The following is a 16,298-nucleotide window of genomic DNA, read 5'->3' as shown; positions in this document are numbered from 1 at the left end:
AACAGTGACCAAAGCGACATGCCGCCGGGGAATGGATACGGCGGGAACCCGGTTGTTGGCAGCATGAAGATTGAGATCTGGTCCGATGTCGCGTGCCCCTGGTGCTACATCGGCAAGCGCCGTTTCGAAGCAGCCCTGGCCGAATTCCCGCACCGCGATTCAGTGGAGGTGCAGTGGCGCAGCTACCAGCTGGACCCGACCCTGCCCGAGCACTACGACGGCACCGAACTGGAGTACCTCAGCACCCGGAAGGGCATGGCGCCGGCGCAGGTCTCGCAGATGTTCGACCATGTGGCTGAACAAGCCAAGGGTGAGGGGCTCAACTACCGGTTCGACGCCGTCGTGGTTGCCAACAGCTTCACCGCCCACCGGCTGATCCACCTGGCCGCCGCCCACGGCAAGCAGGACGCCGCCAAGGAACGCCTGCTCAGCGACCACTTTGAGCACGGCAGGGACATCGGCAACCGGGAGTACCTCACATCCCTGGGCCTGGACCTGGGGATCGACGCCGCGGAGCTGGATGAACTGTTCACCACGGACAAGTACGCCGACGACGTCCGGTTCGATTTCGAGGAGGGCCGCGCCCTGGGGATCAGCGGCGTGCCGTTCTTCGTGATCGACCGGAAGTTTGGACTCTCCGGCGCCCAGCCGTCGGCGATGTTCAGCCAGGCACTCAACCAGGCGTGGCAGGAGAAGCAGCCCCTCGTGATGGCCGGCAGCGACGGCGGCGCCGAAGCGTGCGGCCCCGACGGCTGCGCCATCTGACACCGGCCCGGCGGCCGTGGTTTGCTGACAGATCACTGTAAAGTGTCTGTATGCCTAGGATTTCGGCCGCCACGAACGCTGCCCAACGAGCCGAGACCCAACGCCGCATCCTGACCGGCTTCGGCGAGCTCCTCTTCACCCACGGCCTTCCCGGGCTCACCATGACCGATGTTGCCCGCCATGCAGGCATCGGACGCACCGCTGTGTACAACTACTACGCGGACATCGAAGAGCTGCTCATCGCGTACGCCCTGGACGAAACCGAACGCTTCCTCGACGGCCTCCGGGAATCCCTGCAGTCCCTGGAGAACCCGGTAGAGCGCCTGGCCCTGTATGTCCGCGCCCAGGTGGAGGACCTGAGCCGCCGCCACCTTCCGCCGGGCCCGGCGATGGCCGCTGTGCTCTCGCCGGCGTCCTTCTCGAAGCTGGCCGACCATGTGGGCGAGCTGAGCCTGCTTCTCCAGGACATCCTGCGCGACGCGATGGCGCAGGGCTATCTCCCGGCGGCGGACATCGTGCAGCTGGCGCAGCTCATCCACGGCACCCTGTCCTCCAGCGCGGCGCGCGGGGACGGCAGCCCGGAAGCGGTGCTCCGCACTGTTCGGTTCATCCAGCTGGGCGCGGGGGCGCGGTTCGACGACGGCGGCCTTCCCGTGCGGTTCAGCCAGCCATAGTTCCTCACCCGGCTTTGGGGATCACCGGCCACTTGGCGCTGTCCACGATCCGGCGGCTCTCGCGCGGGCAGCCAAGCTTGCCGGGAGTCTGGTCCACCAGCTCGGGTCCTATCAGCTCCTTGAAATCACCGGTCAGGATCACGTCCACGCTGCCGTCGGAACGGCCGTCCTGGAAGTAATCCGATTCCGGCAGGTTGCGCTGGACACTGAAGGCGGCCGACTGGCCGGCAGCCCCGGAAACCACCGCCGCCACGCCCCGGTACCCGGACTGGGTGTTGCCCACGTCGGCCACCGCGAATTTCCTGGCCAGGAACTCATCGGCCACGGAACGGGCCAGGCCCGGCCGGTTGGTGGCGTTGTAGACATTCAGGCTGACTTTGTCGTTCGGCGTGTAGTCAAAAGTCGCTGTGGGGCACGCCGAAACCGACGATCGGCTGCTCTCCGCCGTCGGGATCTTGATCTGCCCGTTCATGATAGCCAACGCAACGATGATGGCGGCGATGATCAGCCCTACCAGCAGCACCAGCACCACGCCGTGCAGGATCTGGCGGCGCAGCCGGACGGGATTGTCCGCGGTGTCGTCCGGCTCAACGAATGTGGCCCTGAGTTCCCTTCCGGAAACCACACGGTGCCCGTGGAGGACGGTGACGTCCTTGGGTTTCTTAGCCATCTATCACCAGCACACGGGCGTGGATGGCGGTGCGCTGGTGCAGTGCGGTCCGGACAGCACGGTGCAGCCCGTCCTCGAGGTACAGGGTTCCCCGGTATTGCACAACGTGGGGAAAGAGATCGCCGAAGAACGTGGAGTCCTCAGCGAGGAGAGCCTCAAGGTCGAGGGTACGTTTGGTGGTCACCAGCTCATCGAGCCGGACAGGTCGCGGCGGAAGCGCGGCCCACTCCTTGGGGGTGTTGTAACCATGGTCGGGGTAAGGGCGTCCCTCGCCCACAGCTTTGAATATCACCCTGCAAGCCTATGGAACTTGCCCGTCCAAGGGAACGAATGAGCCAGCGCCGCGCCAAGGTTGTAGCCAAACGGTGACCATTGGCTGCCGGCGACGCAGCAAGGCAACATTGAGCGCCGTGCCGCCCCGGACTGCCAGAATAGAGCTATGACTGCACCCGAGAACCCAGCCGCCGCATCGCCGTCGGCTCCTCCCCTTGCCCTCCTGCTCGACGTCGACGGCCCGGTGGCCAGCCCCGTCACCCGCGATGTTAAGCCGGAGATCATTGCGGACATGGTGGCCCTGGCCACGGCCGGGATTCCCGTTATCTTCAACACCGGCCGTTCGGACGCGTTCATCCGGGAACAGGTGATGGAGCCCATGATCGCGGCCGGCATGCCCGCCGGAACAGTCATCCACGCCATCTGCGAAAAAGGCGCCGTCTGGTTCAGCTACACGGCTGCCGGGCCCGGACCCGTGCACGTGGACCACGAGCTGGCCGTCCCCCGCTCCTACGGCGACGACGTCCGCCGGCTGGTCTCGGAGGACTACGCAAAACACATGTTCTACGACGAAACCAAGCGGGCCATGGTGTCGGTGGAACAGCACATTGACGTACCGAGCCAGGACTACCTCGACGAACAGAAACTGTTCGACACCGACGCCATGGAGCTGATGGCCCGCCACGGGCTGGGTGTGGTCCGGCTGGACCACCATGCTCCCGATTCCGACGACCAGATCGATTACCGGGTGGATCCGACCATCATTTCCACGGACATCGAGTCCGTGCGCCTCGGCAAGGACCTGGGTGCCAGCCGTGCCGTGGAGCTGCTCGCGGCGCAGGGCATCCGGCCGCTTGCCTGGCGGACGGTGGGCGATTCACGCACGGACTACGCCATGGCTGACTGGCTGCACCACAACGATCACGAGGTGAAGCACGTGGACGTCCGGCCCGCCGACGGAGTGCCCGTCAAGCCGTATGCGGTGCTGACGGCAGCCGACCTGGGGCTCGCCGAAGACGTGATTCACGACGACGCCGGCGGCGCGTTCCTGCGCAGCTGGCGGGACGCCCTGGCCGGCTAGCCGGGAGTCCCCGTCGGTCTCGCGCCCGGAACGGAAGCCGGCCTCCGGGATTAGTCCAGTTTTTTTACGCGGGTTATCATGCAAATAGGACCCCTATAGACAACAGCTCGGAGAAACACCATTACAGACGCACTGGTTCAGGATGAGATTTACTACGGAGGTCAGCCTTCCGACGACGGCGGGAGCCACCCCGAGGTAACGTCGCCGGCCGCTGTTGCTCGGCTGAAGAACCGCCCCGACGTGGTCCGCCACCGGGGGCGTTATGCGCTGATCAATTCCACCCGTACGCCGTACCAGGCCATGGTGGAGGACCTGCTGTTCATCCGCAATGTCCTCGCCAATGCGGGCCTGGACTATCTCCTGGTCCGCGGCAACAACCACCGGCCCGTCATTGCATTGGACTGGAAGGACCGGAAGAAGCTCCGGGCCGCGCTGGTGGAGGCGTGCCGCAACGAACCCGTGTACTCCATGACCGTGGACGCCAAGAAGAAGTCCTCCGTGCTGGTTGCCGACGGCGAGCTCTCCATCAACCGCCAATCCCGGATCTTCCGGCTGTACCGCCCGCGGGTGGAACCCGACGGCGGTTTCGAGTTTGGTTCGTCCGCCGGCGTGCAGATCGAGCTGTGGAGCTTCGAAGGCAACCAGCTGATCCTGCCGATCGAAAACTCCCTTACCCGCCGGACCATGCTCTCCACCGACGCCGTGCGCGGCACCGTTGAACGCTACGGCCACACCTGGCCCACCATCGAGAACATGTTCGCGGACCACGCCAGCGACATCAGCTTCGACATTGACATGGTGTTTTCGTGGGTTGACGGCAGCTCCCCGGAATACATCGCGGCGCGGCGTGCCCGGATGGCCGGCGTTGTGGTGGGTGAGGGCGATGACCATGAGGCCCGATTCCGCCAGATCGACGAACTGAAGTACGCCCTGCGCTCGGTGTACATGTTCGCTCCGTGGGTGCGGCGTATCTTCATCGCCACGGACTCCCCGGCGCCCGCCTGGCTGGCCGACCACCCCACCGTGACCATTGTGCGCAGTGAGGAGTTCTTCGCGGACCCGTCGGTGCTGCCCACGCACAATTCGCAGGCCGTGGAATGCCAGTTGCACCACATCGAGGGACTCTCGGAGCACTTCCTGTACTCGAACGACGATATGTTCTTCGGCCGCGCGGTCGGACCGGACATGTTCTTCACCCCGGGCGGCGTCACCAAGTTCATAGAGGCGGAAACCCGCATCGGCCTGGGTGACAACGATGCCGAACGCAGCGGGTTCGAGAATGCAGCCAGGGTGAACCGGAAGCTGCTGTGGGACCGGTTCGGCCGGATCACCACCCGCCACCTGGAGCACACCGCCGCCCCCTTGCGGCGCAGCATTGCGGCCACCATGGAACAGGAATTCCCGCAGGAATTCGCCAAGACCGCGGCGAGCCGGTTCCGTGCGGCGGACAACATCTCCGTGACGAATTCTTTCTACCACTACTACGCCCTGCTGACCGGGCGGGCAGTGACCCAGACGGCCGCAAAGGTGAGGTACGTGGACACCACCGCCCGCGCCGGGCTCAATTACCTGCCGAAGCTCCTGTCCAAGCGCAACATGGACTTCTTCTGCCTCAACGACGGCAGCTTCCCGGAAGTGGAGGCGGAGGAACGCGCCGGACTGGTCACGGAATTCCTGGAGAAGTACTACCCCATCAAGGCGCCCTGGGAAAAGTAGGGCTGCTCAGCCGCCCACTCGGATCATGGGGATGTTCTGTGTCGGCGGGTGGCCCTGCGTTTTGGCCTTCCGCGGAATCCGGACGCCGGCCGCCGCCAGCCGCCGCTGGGTTTCGGCCGCGGTGACGACCTCGCCCACGGCTGCCGCGCTGCCGACGGGCACAACGGAATGTACGATCGTGTGCTCGTAAACGTGCACGAGGTTGAAGGCCTGGCCTCCGTCGCGGGGCCGGGTGCCGCCCACAGGTACGTTCAGGTCCTGGGTGTAACAGGTGGCGGAGGCCACCGATACCGGGATGCCGGCGAAGCTGGCTGTGGTGGAGTAATGCAGGTGTCCGGCCAGGATGGTGCGGACATCCGAGTTACGCAGGACCGCAGCCAGGGCCGCCTGGCCGCGTAGCTCCACGAGGACAGCGAGGTCCAGCACGGAGGGCACCGGAGGATGGTGCAGCGCCAGGATGGTGCCGTCCGGTGCGGGTGTCTCCAGCTCCGCGGCCAGCCATGCCAACTGCGCCTCGCTGAGCTCACCGTGGTGAAATCCCGGTACCGAGGTGTCCAGCGTGATCACCCGCAGCCCGTTGATGAAGTAGCTGTGGTCCACCGGCGAATCGTTTCCGGTCTGGTCGAGGAGCCCGGTGCGGAAGTTCTCACGGTCGTCGTGGTTTCCCATGGCCCAGATGACCTGGGCGTTCATCGCCTTGCAGGCGGGCTCCACGATTGCCCGCAGCTTTGCGTATGCCTCGGGTTCGCCCTGGTCCGCCAGGTCGCCGGTGAAAATCACGGCTTCCGGGCGCGCCCCTGAGGCTCTGACTTCCTCAAACAGTTGTTTCAGGCGGGCTTCGCTGTCCACTGCGCCATAAAGATGATCCGGACCTCCCAACAGGTGGGGGTCGCTCAGGTGGAGTAGAAAATGACGTGGCCGGGGGTGTTCGGCCTCGATGAGCTCCATTACTGCCTTCGTGGTTGGTTGGAAGCGGCGCCTCCAGTGTCCCTCTCAGTAATGTCTATCCAATCAGACATTCGGCCAACAATGTGCAAACTCCAGTACGCATGTTGGAAAATTCGGTAATAACGAGTAGTCCGGCGGACACCTACCCGCCTCAGTATGTGTCCGCCGGCGCGTGGTTACTCAGGTACTTGGCGGCTAGCTCAGGTAGCCGTTCGGATTCAGCACATATTTCGTGGCGGCACCGGCGTCGAATTCGGCGTAGCCCTTGGGCGCGTCCTCCAGGCTGATCGCCCTGGCATTGACGTTCTTGGCGATGTGCACCTTGTCGTGCAGGATGGCCATCATCAGCTGGCGGTTGTACTTCATGACCGGACACTGGCCGGTGGTGAAGCCCAGCGACTTGGCCCAGCCCGTTCCCAGGCTGATCGAGAGCGCACCCTTCTTGGCCGCCTCGTCCACGCCGCCCGGGTCTCCCGTGACATACAGGCCCGGAATGCCCAGCGCGCCGCCGGCAGCCGTGATTTCCATCAGCGAGTTGAGCACCGTGGCCGGGGCCTCCTGCGCTCCGGCACCGTGGCCGCGTGCCTCGAAGCCCACCGCGTCAACGCCGCAGTCGACTTCCGGAACGCCCAGGATCTGCTCGATCTGCTCAGCCGGTCCGCCCTTGGTCAGGTCAACGGTCTCGCAGCCGAAGCTGCGTGCCTGTGCGAGCCGCTGCTCGTTCAGGTCGCCAACGATCACTGCCGCGGCACCCAGCAGGTGGGCACTCGTTGCAGCAGCGAGGCCGACGGGGCCCGCGCCCGCAATGTAGACGGTGGACCCCACCCCGACACCGGCTGTGACGGCGCCGTGGAAGCCAGTGGGGAAGATGTCGGAAAGCATGGCCAGGTCCAGGATCTTCTCGAGGGCCTGGTCCTTGTCCGGGAACTTGAGCAGGTTCCAGTCGGCATAGGGCACCAGGACGTAGTTGGCCTGGCCGCCCACCCAGCCGCCCATGTCGACGTAGCCGTAGGCGCTTCCCGGCCGGTCCGGATTGACGTTGAGGCAGATTCCGGTCTTGCGTTCCTTGCAGTTCCGGCAGCGGCCGCAGGCGATGTTGAAGGGGACGGAACAGATGTCTCCCACTTTGATGAATTCGACGTCGGGGCCCACTTCCACCACCTCACCGGTGATTTCGTGGCCGAGCACGAGGTCCGGAGGCGCCGTGGTGCGTCCCCGCACCATGTGCTGGTCGGAGCCGCAGATGTTGGTGGCGACCGTCTTGAGGATAACGCCATGGCGCACAGAACGGCCGACGTTGGCGGGGTTGACGCCCGGGCCGTCCTTGAGTTCGAAGCTGGGATAGTCAATGTCGATCAGTTCGACTTTGCCCGGTCCCTTGTAGGCAACGGCTTTGTTCCCTGTCATCTCTTTCCTCCTGGCTTCACGGGCACCCAAACGGGTGCCCTGCTGATTCACGAAGTACCGATGCGCCCTCCCCTGGCTGGCATGAGCCGGCCGTACCATCCTGCAGTGCTGCGCCGTCAAAGCCACGCAGCAGGGTTGCGGGAAGCCGGAGGGTCCGGCCAGTCTAGGCCGGGGGGATGGTGCGCAACAGGGACCAAGGTCCCGCCCATGCAGTTGGCGGACGGGACCACGGCGGCGGATGACCCGGACAGGCCGCTCCGCCGCCGTGCTTCCAAGCCGTGCTTCCAGACGGTCCGGCCTAGGACTCCAGGACCAGCAGCTGGGCTTTGTCCGCGTCCCAGCAGACCCATACTTCGTCCTCCGGCGCGAAACGGGCGGCGGAGTCGGAGCTCAGCTCACGCAGCTGAAGGTCATGGCCGCCGGCAGTTAGCCGGTGACGCACCGTGGCGCCAAGGTTCGTGGACGTCACCAGCTTTGCCGCGCAGCCGTTGCCTGCCACGGCCGCGGAACTGAATTTGAGGTGCTCGGGACGAATGGAGACGGCGTAATTCTCGCCCTTTGCCCCGCGGTCGCGTACACGGGCGGGGCCCAGTCCGCCAAGGTCCACCACCGCTTCATCGCCGTTGCGCTCTACGACGGTGCAGGGAATCAGGTTGGTGTCTCCGAGGAAGCTGGCCACCCAGTCCGTGAGCGGGTGGTTGTAGACATCCTCCGGCGCCCCGGACTGGACAATCTTCCCGTCCCTCATCACCACGATCCGGTCGGACATAGCCATCGCTTCGTCCTGGTCATGTGTCACGAACAGGACGGAGATGCCCAGGCTCTTCTGCAGTGTCTTGATTTCCTCCTGCATCTGCTCCCGGAGCCGCTTGTCCAAGGCGGCCATGGGCTCATCCAACAGCAGGGCGGCGGGGTTGAATACCAGCGCCCGGGCCAGCGCCACCCGTTGCTGTTGCCCGCCGGAAAGCTGGCGGGGCTTACGGTCTCCCATTTTGCCCAGGCCCACCCTGTCCAGGGCATCCATGGCGCGCTGGCGCCGTTCCGTGCGGGGCACTTTGCGCATCCGGAGGGCAAATTCCACGTTTTCCAGGGCACTCATGTGCGGGAACAGCGCATAGTTCTGGAAAACAACGCCAAGGTTCCGGTCCCTTGGAGGCAGGGTGTCCACCGGCTTGCCGTCGATGAGGACGGAACCGGAGGTGTGGTCCTCGAAGCCCGCCACCATCATCATGGTGGTGGTTTTGCCGGACCCGCTCGGACCCAGCAGCGTAACGAACTCCCCGGGCTGGACGGTCAGGTCCAACTGGTCCACGGCAACGACGTCCCCGTAGCTCTTGCGGACCTGGCGGAGTTCAATGGCGCCTTGGGCGGCCGGCTTGGCCTGGGGTTTCTGGTGCGCGGAAATCACTGATGTGCTCATCGATTTTTCCTTTAGGTTTGGGCGGGTGCGGCCAGCGGCAGCATCCGGGCGGTAGAGCGGCGCCTCAGTACAAACATGACCTGGAGGAGGAGCCCGAAGGTGGCCACGCTGACCAGGAGGGCGGATGAGACCGCGATCTTGGGGGTCAGGTTGAACTGGATGTCCGTGAACATCTTCACGGGGAGGGTAGTGGCGGCCGGCGACTGCATGAACAGGGACATCACGGTTTCGTCAATCGACACCGAGAACGCGAACAGTGCCCCGGAAATCAGTCCTGGCAGGATGATCGGCAAATACACGTGACGAAGCACGGACAGCGGTCCGGCGCCGAGGCTCTGCGCTGACCGCACCAGGGCCGGGTTCAGCCCGGCGAGGCTCGCCCGGGTGGTCAGGTACACGTATGGCGTGGCAATCACGGCGTGGGCCAGGCCGATCGGCAGGATGCTGCCCACCATCCCGATGGCTATGAAGAACTGGTAGAACGCGAGTGCCAGCACCACTGTGGGCACGATCATCGGTGCCAGGATCAGCCCCACCACGGCGGGCTGGCCCGCAAATTTACGGCCGTGCATGCCGATGGCCGCGGCGGCGCCAAGCAGGACTCCGATGACGACGGCGATACCGGCCGATTGGAGGCTGGCAGTCAAGGCGGAAGTCCAAGCCTTGTCGGCAAAGAATCCCGCTACCGCAGCGAAGGACAGCCCTTCGGGCGGAAAGGTGATGTACCGGCTGTCGTTGAGCGCCACAGGCACCACGATCGCCGTCGGGATCACCAGAAACAGGAAGATCGGCAGCGAAAGAAGCGCCACCAGGCGGTGCTGCGGGCTAGTTGTCTTCATGTTGGCCTCCGGCTTTGAGTACGCGCTGGTAAACCGCCACCAGGATGCTGACCATGACCGTCAGGACCACAGCCAGGGCCGCGGCTCCGGAGAAGTCCGTCAGTTGGCGTGCGTAGTAGTCGATCTGGTTCGCGATCATCATGTCGCCGGGTCCGCCCATGACCACGGGCGTAATGAAGAAACCGGTGCTGATGATGAAGACCAGCAGGCCCGCGGCCGAGACGCCAGGGGCGCTGAGCGGCAACGTGATCCGGCGGAACACGGAGGCTTCGGTGGCCCCGAGGGAGCGCGCCGCCAGGCCAAGCCTGTCGTCGATTGATGTCAGTGACGAGAAGATCGGGAACACCGCATACGGGAGGAGGCAGTGGACCATTCCGACGATGACGGCGAACCGGTTGTGGAGGAGTTCCACCGGCGCGTCGGTCAGGCCTATGCCCTGAAGGAAGGCATTGATGATGCCGTTGTCCTGCAGCAGCACGGCCCAGGCGAAGTTCTTCACCAGGATGCCGGTCCAGAAGGGCAGCAGTACGACGGCGAAGAGGACAACGCGCATGACGTTGCCGGCGTTGCAGAGCACCACCGCAATGACGTAGCCCAGGGCCACGGTGACCAGGGTGGATGCGAGGCTGATGGTCAGCGTGTTCACCAGTGAGCGGACCACCAGCGGATCTTCCAGCACCCGCTGGTAGGCGTTGTCAGCGAAGCTGGACGCCACAAGCTTTCCAAGCGGCGTCAGGAACAGGACGACGTCGAAAACGAGGATCGGTGCCAGCAGCAGCCACCATCCGGTTCTGCGGCGCTTCGGCGCCGCTCCCGCGGACGACGGGTTATCCCGGCCTTTGGGCCGGGTCCTTGGCAGAGTAGCGGTGGTCATGTCAGCTGGCCTGCCACAGCTTGAACTGCTGCTCGGTCTTCTTCAGGTTCTGCGACCACCACTTGTCGTCCCGGACAAGGATCTTGTCCGCGAGGCGCGGGCTGGTGGGCAGCGTGTCGGCAATTTCCTTGGGCAACTTGGAGAGGGCGGGCGTGTTGGCCAGCGTCAGGTTGGTGACCTTGTCGAAGGCCGCTCCCGCCTCGGCATCGTTGGACATGAAGTTCATCAGCTTGAACGCCGCTTCCTTGTTCTTTGCCCCCTTCGGCACCACAAAGTAATCTCCGGCCAGCACTGCATTCTCGGCCGAGAAGTTCAGTTTGGCGCCGTCAGTGCGGGCGGCATTGATCCGGTTGTTGAAGCTGGTGGAGAGCGAAACCTCTCCGGAGGTGAGCTGCTGGATGGGCTCCTGGTTTGCAGCGTGGTACAGCAGGCGGTCCTTGCCCGGGTGGTGGCCCAGAACCCGCAGGGCACGGTCCACGTCCAGCGGGTAGATCTTGTCGAACGGGACTCCATCCGCCAACAGCGCCGCTTCGAGGACGGAGCTATCGGAAAGTTGGTTATAGACCGAGCGCTTGGTGTTGTACATGTCCTGATCGAAGAACTGGGCCCAGTCTTTTGGCGCCTTGGCATCAGGGATGACGTTCTGGTCCCAGGCCATGACGAACAGGAAGCTCAGGTACTTGATGCCGTATTCGGCCTTTGCGTACCCGGGCAGCCCCTTGTCGCTGATGATGTCGTAGTCAAACTTTTCCAGCAGGCCTTCGGCCACGGCCGTTTCGTACTCGGGAGCGGTGACTTCCACCAGGTCCCACTGCACATCGCCGGATTGAACCTGCGCCTTGAGCGCGGCCAGGCTGGTGTTGGCCAACAGCGTGGGCTGGATGCCGGTCTGCTTGGCGAACGGGTCAAGGATGGTCTGGGTCAGCTGCTCATTGTACGAACCGCCATAGGAAGTGACGGTCACGGTCTTGTTGGCCGCGGCGCTGTCGGCGGGCTTGGACCCGCAGCCGGACAATGCCAAGCCTGCAAACGGCGCCATGGCCGCTGCCTTGAGGATTTGCCTGCGGTCAAGAACAGGGGAACGGAAATCTTTCATGGCGGAACTGCCTCTCATTGGCGCCAGCCACCCCGGCACGCCAAAGGAAGGCGTGCCGCCGGATTGGCTGGCGTGGTGCGGGGTCCTGATCCCTCATCAGCGTTGCGGGGACCGACGGCGGCGGTTCGCGCAGCGCCGTCCATCACCGAACTGGCCGGATGGATCTCAAAGTCAGCCGTCAAGCGGCCGTTGGGGTGCCGCAACTCTAACTGTGAAGTTGCTCACTAGTCAACGGTTGTAGTGCTTTAATAAACAAAACATGTATTCTCGGTCGTGACGCGGGAGCAAAAAACCCCGGCACAATGTGCCGGGGCTCTTCCGTTGGATGGATCGTTGGCCGTCCCTCAGGCGAGGGCGTCCTCAATGGCTGCAAGGACCTCTGGCGAGTCGGGCTCCACCGTGGGGGCGAAGCGCGCCACTACCGCGCCGTCGCGGTTTACCAGGAACTTCTCGAAGTTCCACTTGACCAGGCCCGGCAGCGGGCCGTTCTTGAACTGGGTGAGCTCGGCATAGAGCGGGTGCTGGTCCTTGCCGCGGACGTTCGCCTTGGCGGTCAGCGGGAAGGTCACGCCGAAATTGCGTTGGCAGAATTCGGCGATTTCGGCGTCATTTCCCGGTTCTTGCCCGGCGAACTGGTTGCAGGGCACACCCAGGACCTCAAAACCCTGGTCCCGGAACTTCCCGTAGAGCAGTTCGAGGCCGGCGTACTGGGGCGTAAAGCCGCATTGGGAGGCCACATTGACCACCATCACCACGTTCCCCTTGAAACGGCCAAAATCGGTCTCCGTTCCGTCGTTGAGTGTCAGCGGAGTGGCGTAAAGGGAATTCACGGAGGGCTTCCTTAGAAATGGGTCTTGGCTGTCATTTATGGACAACGGCCAAGCGTACGGGTTCGTGCCCTCGCGAAAGTTTGTTCCGGACTTTACGTCACGGCGTGGGGGTGGCCGTGCCCGTCGGAGTCGGTGCTGGCTGGCTGTCAGTGGGCTCAGGAGCGGTGCCGGGTTCGGTGGTCATCGTGGCAGTGGGTTCCGGTACGGGGGCCCCGGTCGGCTCCTGTGTTGGCTCCTGTGATGGCTCGGCGGTTGGCTCCGCCGTGGAGGTAAACGTCGGTGCGAACGTGGGAGTGGGGGTCGGCGTGGCGGTGGGCGTGGCCGACACGGCAGATCCTGTCTGCGGCGGCGCAGGTGTGGTTGTCGCCGACGGCGTGGCGGTCGGCGTCGGCGTTGCGGTCGGCGTCTGCGTGGCGGTTGCCGTCGGGCTCCCCGGTGTTGTCGGGGAAGCGGAAGCGCTCGGCGTCTGCGTCGCCGTTGCCGTCGGGCTCCCCGGTGTTGTCGGGGAAGCGGAAGCGCTCGGCGTCTGCGTCGCCGTTGCCGACGGCGCCCCTGTCGCCGTCTCGGACGGCGTTCCCGGGACCGGCGCCTCTGTTTCCCCGCCCGTCACCGTATGCGAGTTGTCTGCAGACACGGGGATGGCCCACGTCGGGTCTCCTGCGGGGGCATTCGTACCGGGCGCGTAGCTGATCATGTCGATGTTCCCGAGCTGGTCCAGCTGTTTGATGGGCAGGAGCTTCCACTCGAGCGGGTTGGCATGGACTCCGTTGCGGATGGTTTCGAAATGCAGATGGCACCCCGTGGACGAACCGGTGGTGCCAACTTTCGCGATGACTTCGCCCACCTGGACGGAGTCCCCCTTCTTGACGGCGATGCCTTCCAGGTGGTTGTACGTAGTGATCAGCCCGTTGCCGTGGTCGATTTCCACGCGGTTGCCGCCACCCCAGGGGTGCCAGCCGACTGCCCTAACTACACCGGCGTCGGCCGCGTAGACCCTTGTGCCGCACGCGGCCGCGAAGTCCTGGCCCCAGTGGAACTCCCCCGCGGTGCCGGTCAACGGGCTGACCCGGAGGCCGAAGCCCGAGGTTTCATTCAGCACTTCGAGCGGCGCCATGAGCGAGCCGGCCGGGGGGCGCCTCAGTTCGTCGGAGGCAACGTTCAGTTCGTGCTTGCCGCTCCTGGATGTGGTCCGGATGTCACTGCGGCTGAACGAGAGCAGGGCATTGGCATTCGCAGAGATGCTTTCGGGGGCAATACCCAGCGGTTTCATGAAAGCGCTTGGCCAGGAGGGTGCCATTGCCGGACCGCCCATTGCGGCCTGTTCAGAGGCTGAAGCGACCACAGCCGGCGGCGCAGAAGCAGGTCCCTGGAGGCCAAAAGCGATCACGCCAAGCGTCGAGACCGCGCAGACGCCGAGTAGCCGCGCAGCGGCTAGGCAAGGCCTGGCGGGATGTTCCTCGTGTCCATATCCCCAGTGATTTCCCACGTGCTGACTCCTGCGATAGGCCCGCCAGACCCCAATCTCGACGGACTTACGTTTCCTATGGGACCACAGCCCCGTTATCTCTGGGAACCCCTAACGCTGATCCCGTTCGGTCGCTCCCGCGGAATTCCGGCGTTGCGGGCCAGAATTCCCAGCCTGCTCACAGCTCCCGGGCGTTGCGGACCAGCCCGCAGTTCCGTTCCCGGCCGCGTGCGCGAGAATAAAGCATGCGCAATGTCCTCAGGGATTGGCAGGCCGAACTCAAGCAAACTCTTACCGGGTCCAGGGACGCAGTGCCTGGCTGGGTGCCCCGGCTGGAAGAGGGCGACGACGCCGGATATCACCTTCCGGGGTCCGCCGTCTGGGCTGTCCATGGGTCGATGACAACCATCGTGGCTGGCATCCGCGCGCTCCTGATGCAGGCCCTGCACCCGGGCGCCCTCGCCGGCGTCTATGATCACTCGCGGTTCCGCGAAGATCCCTTGGGACGGCTTGCCGGAACCATCCGGTGGATCTTCACGGTCTCCTATGGCTCCACGGCCGCGGCGCGTGAGGCGTCCGACTGGGTGCTGCGGCTCCACGAGTCGGTGCGCGGCGAGTATGTGGACGGCCATGGCGTCGCCCGGAGCTACTCAGCCAACGACCCCGAACTGCTCCGGTGGGTGCACATCGCGTTTACGGACGCATTCCTCTCCGCCCACAAAATCTGGGGCCGGTCCATCCCCGGCGGACCGGATGCCTACGTCCGCGAGTGGGCACAGGCCGGCCGGCTGATGGGAGTGGATTCGCCCCCGCTCAGCGAAACGGAGATGCGGCAGCAGCTGGACAGCTGGTACGACGACGGCGAGCTCCGCTCCGATGAGAGGGTGGCCGAGATGGTGGCGTTCATCCGCAACCCGCCGCTTGAGCCTTCGCTGCGCCGCGGCTACAGGATGCTGTTTGCCGCCGCTGTTTCCAGCCTCGAACCGAAATACCGGGACATGCTGGGACTCCGGGCGCCGCGGCTGGGCCCGTTTCCGATTCCGGTGCGGCTTGGCACCAAAGTGGTTCTCGCCGTCGTCCATGTGGCCCTGGGCAGGGTTGGGCAAAGTGAACAGGCCGCGAGGCGGCGCCTTCGCCGCTTGGGCTTTGAAGCCTAGGCGGAGCCGGAACGCAAAAAGGCCCCGGTCCGAGGACCGGGGCCAACCGCGGAGAATGGGGGATTTGAACCCCCGAGGGCGTTAACCCAACACGCGTTCCAGGCGTGCGCCATAGGCCGCTAGGCGAATTCTCCAGTAGCTTCTGAATCAAAAGCAGATACTAGAATACCTGAACTTTTCGGCATCACCCAATTGGGCCGAATTGCGCGTTACGTCAACGCATTCAGCGGCCGCCCGCGGGCACGGGTTCCGCGGGCCGGCGCGCCCGTGAGCCACGCCAGGAAAGTGCCCACGAAAAGTGCCCTTAACGTCAAAATGGACGCCCCCAATGCGCCCACTCCGCCGGAACACCGTTGAGCTGCCGGGTCCGGCCATCGCGCCAGGCCCTGCAGCTCACAACCTTGAGCTCAAGTTGAGATTGCCCCAATCGGTGTACATATCCATGGTCCGCCTTGTGCCGATGATAAACAAGGGTTGCTAATTGAATATCGGCGGACCGTTACCTAGTTGTGCTGCTATCCATTCCTTCAGTTACTGGGAGGATGGGCGTATGACGCAGCTCCACGCCCTGGTGACCTACGTTCCCGCCGATCATGCGGAGGCGGTTCTTACTGCGCTGGGCGATGCCGGCGCGGGACGGATCGGCAACTATTCGCACTGCGCATTCACCGCACCGGGCACCGGCCGGTTCACACCCCTCACCGGGTCCCTTCCTTTTATCGGGGCAGTGGGCCAAGGCGAACAGGTGCCGGAAGTAAGGATCGAATGCGTCGTGGAGGAAGAAGTGCTCGACGCAGTGGTCCTTGCCCTGCGTTCCGCCCACCCCTATGAGGCACCGGCGCTGATGAGCTGGGAAGTGAACGGGCACCGTTCCTGACGGAACACAGGCCCTCCGCAGCCGGTTCGGGGCACACGAAATCATCGGGTAAACTCATTGACGGCCCCTCATGTGGCGTCATCCTGTTGAACTCCCCCAGGACCGGAAGGTAGCAAGGGTAAATGGGCTCTGGCGGGTGCATGGGGGGTCTTTACTATTCCCCCACAGGGCGGCAAACTGTCAGCCCGGATTGGTAGGGTTTTCTC

The 16,298-nt window shown here is 64.6% G+C and carries 16 protein-coding genes, 1 tRNA gene and 1 other RNA gene; 7 read left to right on the top strand and 11 right to left on the bottom strand.

Going from position 1 to position 16,298, the window contains the following annotated elements:
• The first annotated feature begins 63 nt into the window (after positions 1-63).
• Together AB0N24_RS16470 and AB0N24_RS16465 are read left to right on the top strand one after the other, a co-directional pair.
• Positions 64-765: a DsbA family oxidoreductase gene (locus AB0N24_RS16470; protein ID WP_364126386.1), complete on the top strand. Its 702-nt coding sequence runs from the start codon at positions 64-66 to the stop codon at positions 763-765.
• Between the two features lie 50 nt (positions 766-815).
• Positions 816-1,439: a TetR/AcrR family transcriptional regulator gene (locus AB0N24_RS16465; protein WP_104174065.1), complete on the top strand. Its 624-nt coding sequence runs from the start codon at positions 816-818 to the stop codon at positions 1,437-1,439.
• Positions 1,440-1,443: 4 nt separating this feature from the next.
• On the opposite strand, the gene AB0N24_RS16460 is transcribed toward AB0N24_RS16465, so the two are convergent.
• Both AB0N24_RS16460 and AB0N24_RS16455 read right to left on the bottom strand, forming a co-directional pair.
• The gene (locus tag AB0N24_RS16460) at positions 1,444-2,109 is read right to left on the bottom strand and encodes a LytR C-terminal domain-containing protein (protein ID WP_364126383.1); all 666 of its coding nucleotides are present in this window, start codon (positions 2,107-2,109) and stop codon (positions 1,444-1,446) included.
• Positions 2,102-2,401 carry a type II toxin-antitoxin system VapB family antitoxin gene (locus AB0N24_RS16455; protein WP_028272925.1) on the bottom strand — a complete coding sequence of 100 codons (300 nt, stop codon included), beginning with the start codon at positions 2,399-2,401 and terminating at the stop codon, positions 2,102-2,104. The genes AB0N24_RS16460 and AB0N24_RS16455 overlap by 8 nt, the downstream gene beginning before the upstream one ends.
• 147 nt (positions 2,402-2,548) lie before the next feature.
• On the opposite strand from AB0N24_RS16455, the gene AB0N24_RS16450 reads away from it, so the two are divergent.
• Together AB0N24_RS16450 and AB0N24_RS16445 are read left to right on the top strand one after the other, a co-directional pair.
• Positions 2,549-3,463, top strand: coding sequence for a hypothetical protein (locus AB0N24_RS16450; RefSeq protein WP_364126381.1), 915 nt, complete (start codon positions 2,549-2,551; stop codon positions 3,461-3,463).
• A gap of 132 nt (positions 3,464-3,595) precedes the next feature.
• On the top strand, positions 3,596-5,179 hold the full coding sequence (locus AB0N24_RS16445; protein ID WP_364126576.1) for a stealth family protein: 1,584 nt from the start codon (positions 3,596-3,598) through the stop codon (positions 5,177-5,179).
• Positions 5,180-5,185: 6 nt separating this feature from the next.
• Here the strand turns inward: AB0N24_RS16445 and AB0N24_RS16440 are convergent, their stop codons facing one another.
• The 8 genes from AB0N24_RS16440 to AB0N24_RS16405 all read right to left on the bottom strand — a co-directional run bounded on the left by AB0N24_RS16440 (position 5,186) and on the right by AB0N24_RS16405 (position 13,863).
• On the bottom strand, positions 5,186-6,127 hold the full coding sequence (locus tag AB0N24_RS16440) for a phosphodiesterase (RefSeq protein WP_364126378.1): 942 nt from the start codon (positions 6,125-6,127) through the stop codon (positions 5,186-5,188).
• A gap of 195 nt (positions 6,128-6,322) precedes the next feature.
• Positions 6,323-7,534 carry a formaldehyde dehydrogenase, glutathione-independent gene (fdhA, locus tag AB0N24_RS16435; protein WP_364126375.1) on the bottom strand — a complete coding sequence of 404 codons (1,212 nt, stop codon included), beginning with the start codon at positions 7,532-7,534 and terminating at the stop codon, positions 6,323-6,325.
• 298 nt (positions 7,535-7,832) lie between these two features.
• The gene (locus tag AB0N24_RS16430; protein ID WP_364126372.1) at positions 7,833-8,954 is read right to left on the bottom strand and encodes an ABC transporter ATP-binding protein; all 1,122 of its coding nucleotides are present in this window, start codon (positions 8,952-8,954) and stop codon (positions 7,833-7,835) included.
• Between the two features lie 11 nt (positions 8,955-8,965).
• A complete protein-coding gene (locus AB0N24_RS16425; protein WP_364126370.1) occupies positions 8,966-9,793 on the bottom strand; it encodes an ABC transporter permease in 828 nt (275 codons plus the stop codon).
• Entirely contained in the window at positions 9,780-10,667 is an 888-nt protein-coding gene (locus tag AB0N24_RS16420) for an ABC transporter permease (RefSeq protein WP_364126367.1), read from the bottom strand. Before AB0N24_RS16420 ends, AB0N24_RS16425 begins: the two co-directional genes overlap by 14 nt.
• A 1-nt stretch (position 10,668) precedes the next feature.
• On the bottom strand, positions 10,669-11,763 hold the full coding sequence (locus AB0N24_RS16415; RefSeq protein ID WP_364126365.1) for an extracellular solute-binding protein: 1,095 nt from the start codon (positions 11,761-11,763) through the stop codon (positions 10,669-10,671).
• A gap of 344 nt (positions 11,764-12,107) precedes the next feature.
• Complete coding sequence (locus tag AB0N24_RS16410; RefSeq protein WP_364126363.1) at positions 12,108-12,593, bottom strand: glutathione peroxidase; 486 nt, start codon at positions 12,591-12,593, stop codon at positions 12,108-12,110.
• Positions 12,594-12,690: 97 nt separating this feature from the next.
• A complete protein-coding gene (locus AB0N24_RS16405) occupies positions 12,691-13,863 on the bottom strand; it encodes a peptidoglycan DD-metalloendopeptidase family protein (RefSeq protein ID WP_364126361.1) in 1,173 nt (390 codons plus the stop codon).
• Between the two features lie 440 nt (positions 13,864-14,303).
• On the opposite strand from AB0N24_RS16405, the gene AB0N24_RS16400 reads away from it, so the two are divergent.
• A complete protein-coding gene (locus AB0N24_RS16400) occupies positions 14,304-15,215 on the top strand; it encodes an oxygenase MpaB family protein (protein WP_364126358.1) in 912 nt (303 codons plus the stop codon).
• A gap of 49 nt (positions 15,216-15,264) precedes the next feature.
• On the opposite strand, the gene AB0N24_RS16395 is transcribed toward AB0N24_RS16400, so the two are convergent.
• Positions 15,265-15,349 (bottom strand) — tRNA-Ser (locus tag AB0N24_RS16395).
• A gap of 416 nt (positions 15,350-15,765) precedes the next feature.
• Between AB0N24_RS16395 and AB0N24_RS16390 the strand changes: the two genes are divergently transcribed.
• Both AB0N24_RS16390 and ffs read left to right on the top strand, forming a co-directional pair.
• Positions 15,766-16,092, top strand: coding sequence for a hypothetical protein (locus AB0N24_RS16390; RefSeq protein ID WP_364126355.1), 327 nt, complete (start codon positions 15,766-15,768; stop codon positions 16,090-16,092).
• A 59-nt stretch (positions 16,093-16,151) separates the two neighbouring features.
• An RNA gene (gene ffs, locus AB0N24_RS16385) (signal recognition particle sRNA small type) lies at positions 16,152-16,248 on the top strand.
• Positions 16,249-16,298 lie beyond the last annotated feature (50 nt).

This window comes from Arthrobacter sp. NPDC093128 (assembly GCF_040683875.1).
In the GTDB taxonomy this organism is placed as follows: domain Bacteria; phylum Actinomycetota; class Actinomycetes; order Actinomycetales; family Micrococcaceae; genus Arthrobacter.
This window is presented reverse-complemented; position numbering and strand designations above follow the sequence as displayed.

Excerpts from the sequence above, each read along its gene's own strand:
- AB0N24_RS16470 (WP_364126386.1), top strand. The coding sequence starts at position 64 with ATGAAGATTGAGATCTGGTCCGATGTCGCGTGCCCCTGGTGCTACATC.
- AB0N24_RS16465 (WP_104174065.1), top strand. The coding sequence starts at position 816 with ATGCCTAGGATTTCGGCCGCCACGAACGCTGCCCAACGAGCCGAGACC.
- AB0N24_RS16460 (WP_364126383.1), bottom strand. The coding sequence starts at position 2,109 with ATGGCTAAGAAACCCAAGGACGTCACCGTCCTCCACGGGCACCGTGTG.
- AB0N24_RS16450 (WP_364126381.1), top strand. The coding sequence starts at position 2,549 with ATGACTGCACCCGAGAACCCAGCCGCCGCATCGCCGTCGGCTCCTCCC.
- AB0N24_RS16440 (WP_364126378.1), bottom strand. The coding sequence starts at position 6,127 with ATGGAGCTCATCGAGGCCGAACACCCCCGGCCACGTCATTTTCTACTC.
- fdhA (WP_364126375.1), bottom strand. The coding sequence starts at position 7,534 with ATGACAGGGAACAAAGCCGTTGCCTACAAGGGACCGGGCAAAGTCGAA.
- AB0N24_RS16430 (WP_364126372.1), bottom strand. The coding sequence starts at position 8,954 with ATGAGCACATCAGTGATTTCCGCGCACCAGAAACCCCAGGCCAAGCCG.
- AB0N24_RS16425 (WP_364126370.1), bottom strand. The coding sequence starts at position 9,793 with ATGAAGACAACTAGCCCGCAGCACCGCCTGGTGGCGCTTCTTTCGCTG.
- AB0N24_RS16420 (WP_364126367.1), bottom strand. The coding sequence starts at position 10,667 with ATGACCACCGCTACTCTGCCAAGGACCCGGCCCAAAGGCCGGGATAAC.
- AB0N24_RS16415 (WP_364126365.1), bottom strand. The coding sequence starts at position 11,763 with ATGAAAGATTTCCGTTCCCCTGTTCTTGACCGCAGGCAAATCCTCAAG.
- AB0N24_RS16405 (WP_364126361.1), bottom strand. The coding sequence starts at position 13,863 with ATGAAACCGCTGGGTATTGCCCCCGAAAGCATCTCTGCGAATGCCAAT.
- AB0N24_RS16400 (WP_364126358.1), top strand. The coding sequence starts at position 14,304 with ATGCGCAATGTCCTCAGGGATTGGCAGGCCGAACTCAAGCAAACTCTT.
- AB0N24_RS16390 (WP_364126355.1), top strand. The coding sequence starts at position 15,766 with ATGACGCAGCTCCACGCCCTGGTGACCTACGTTCCCGCCGATCATGCG.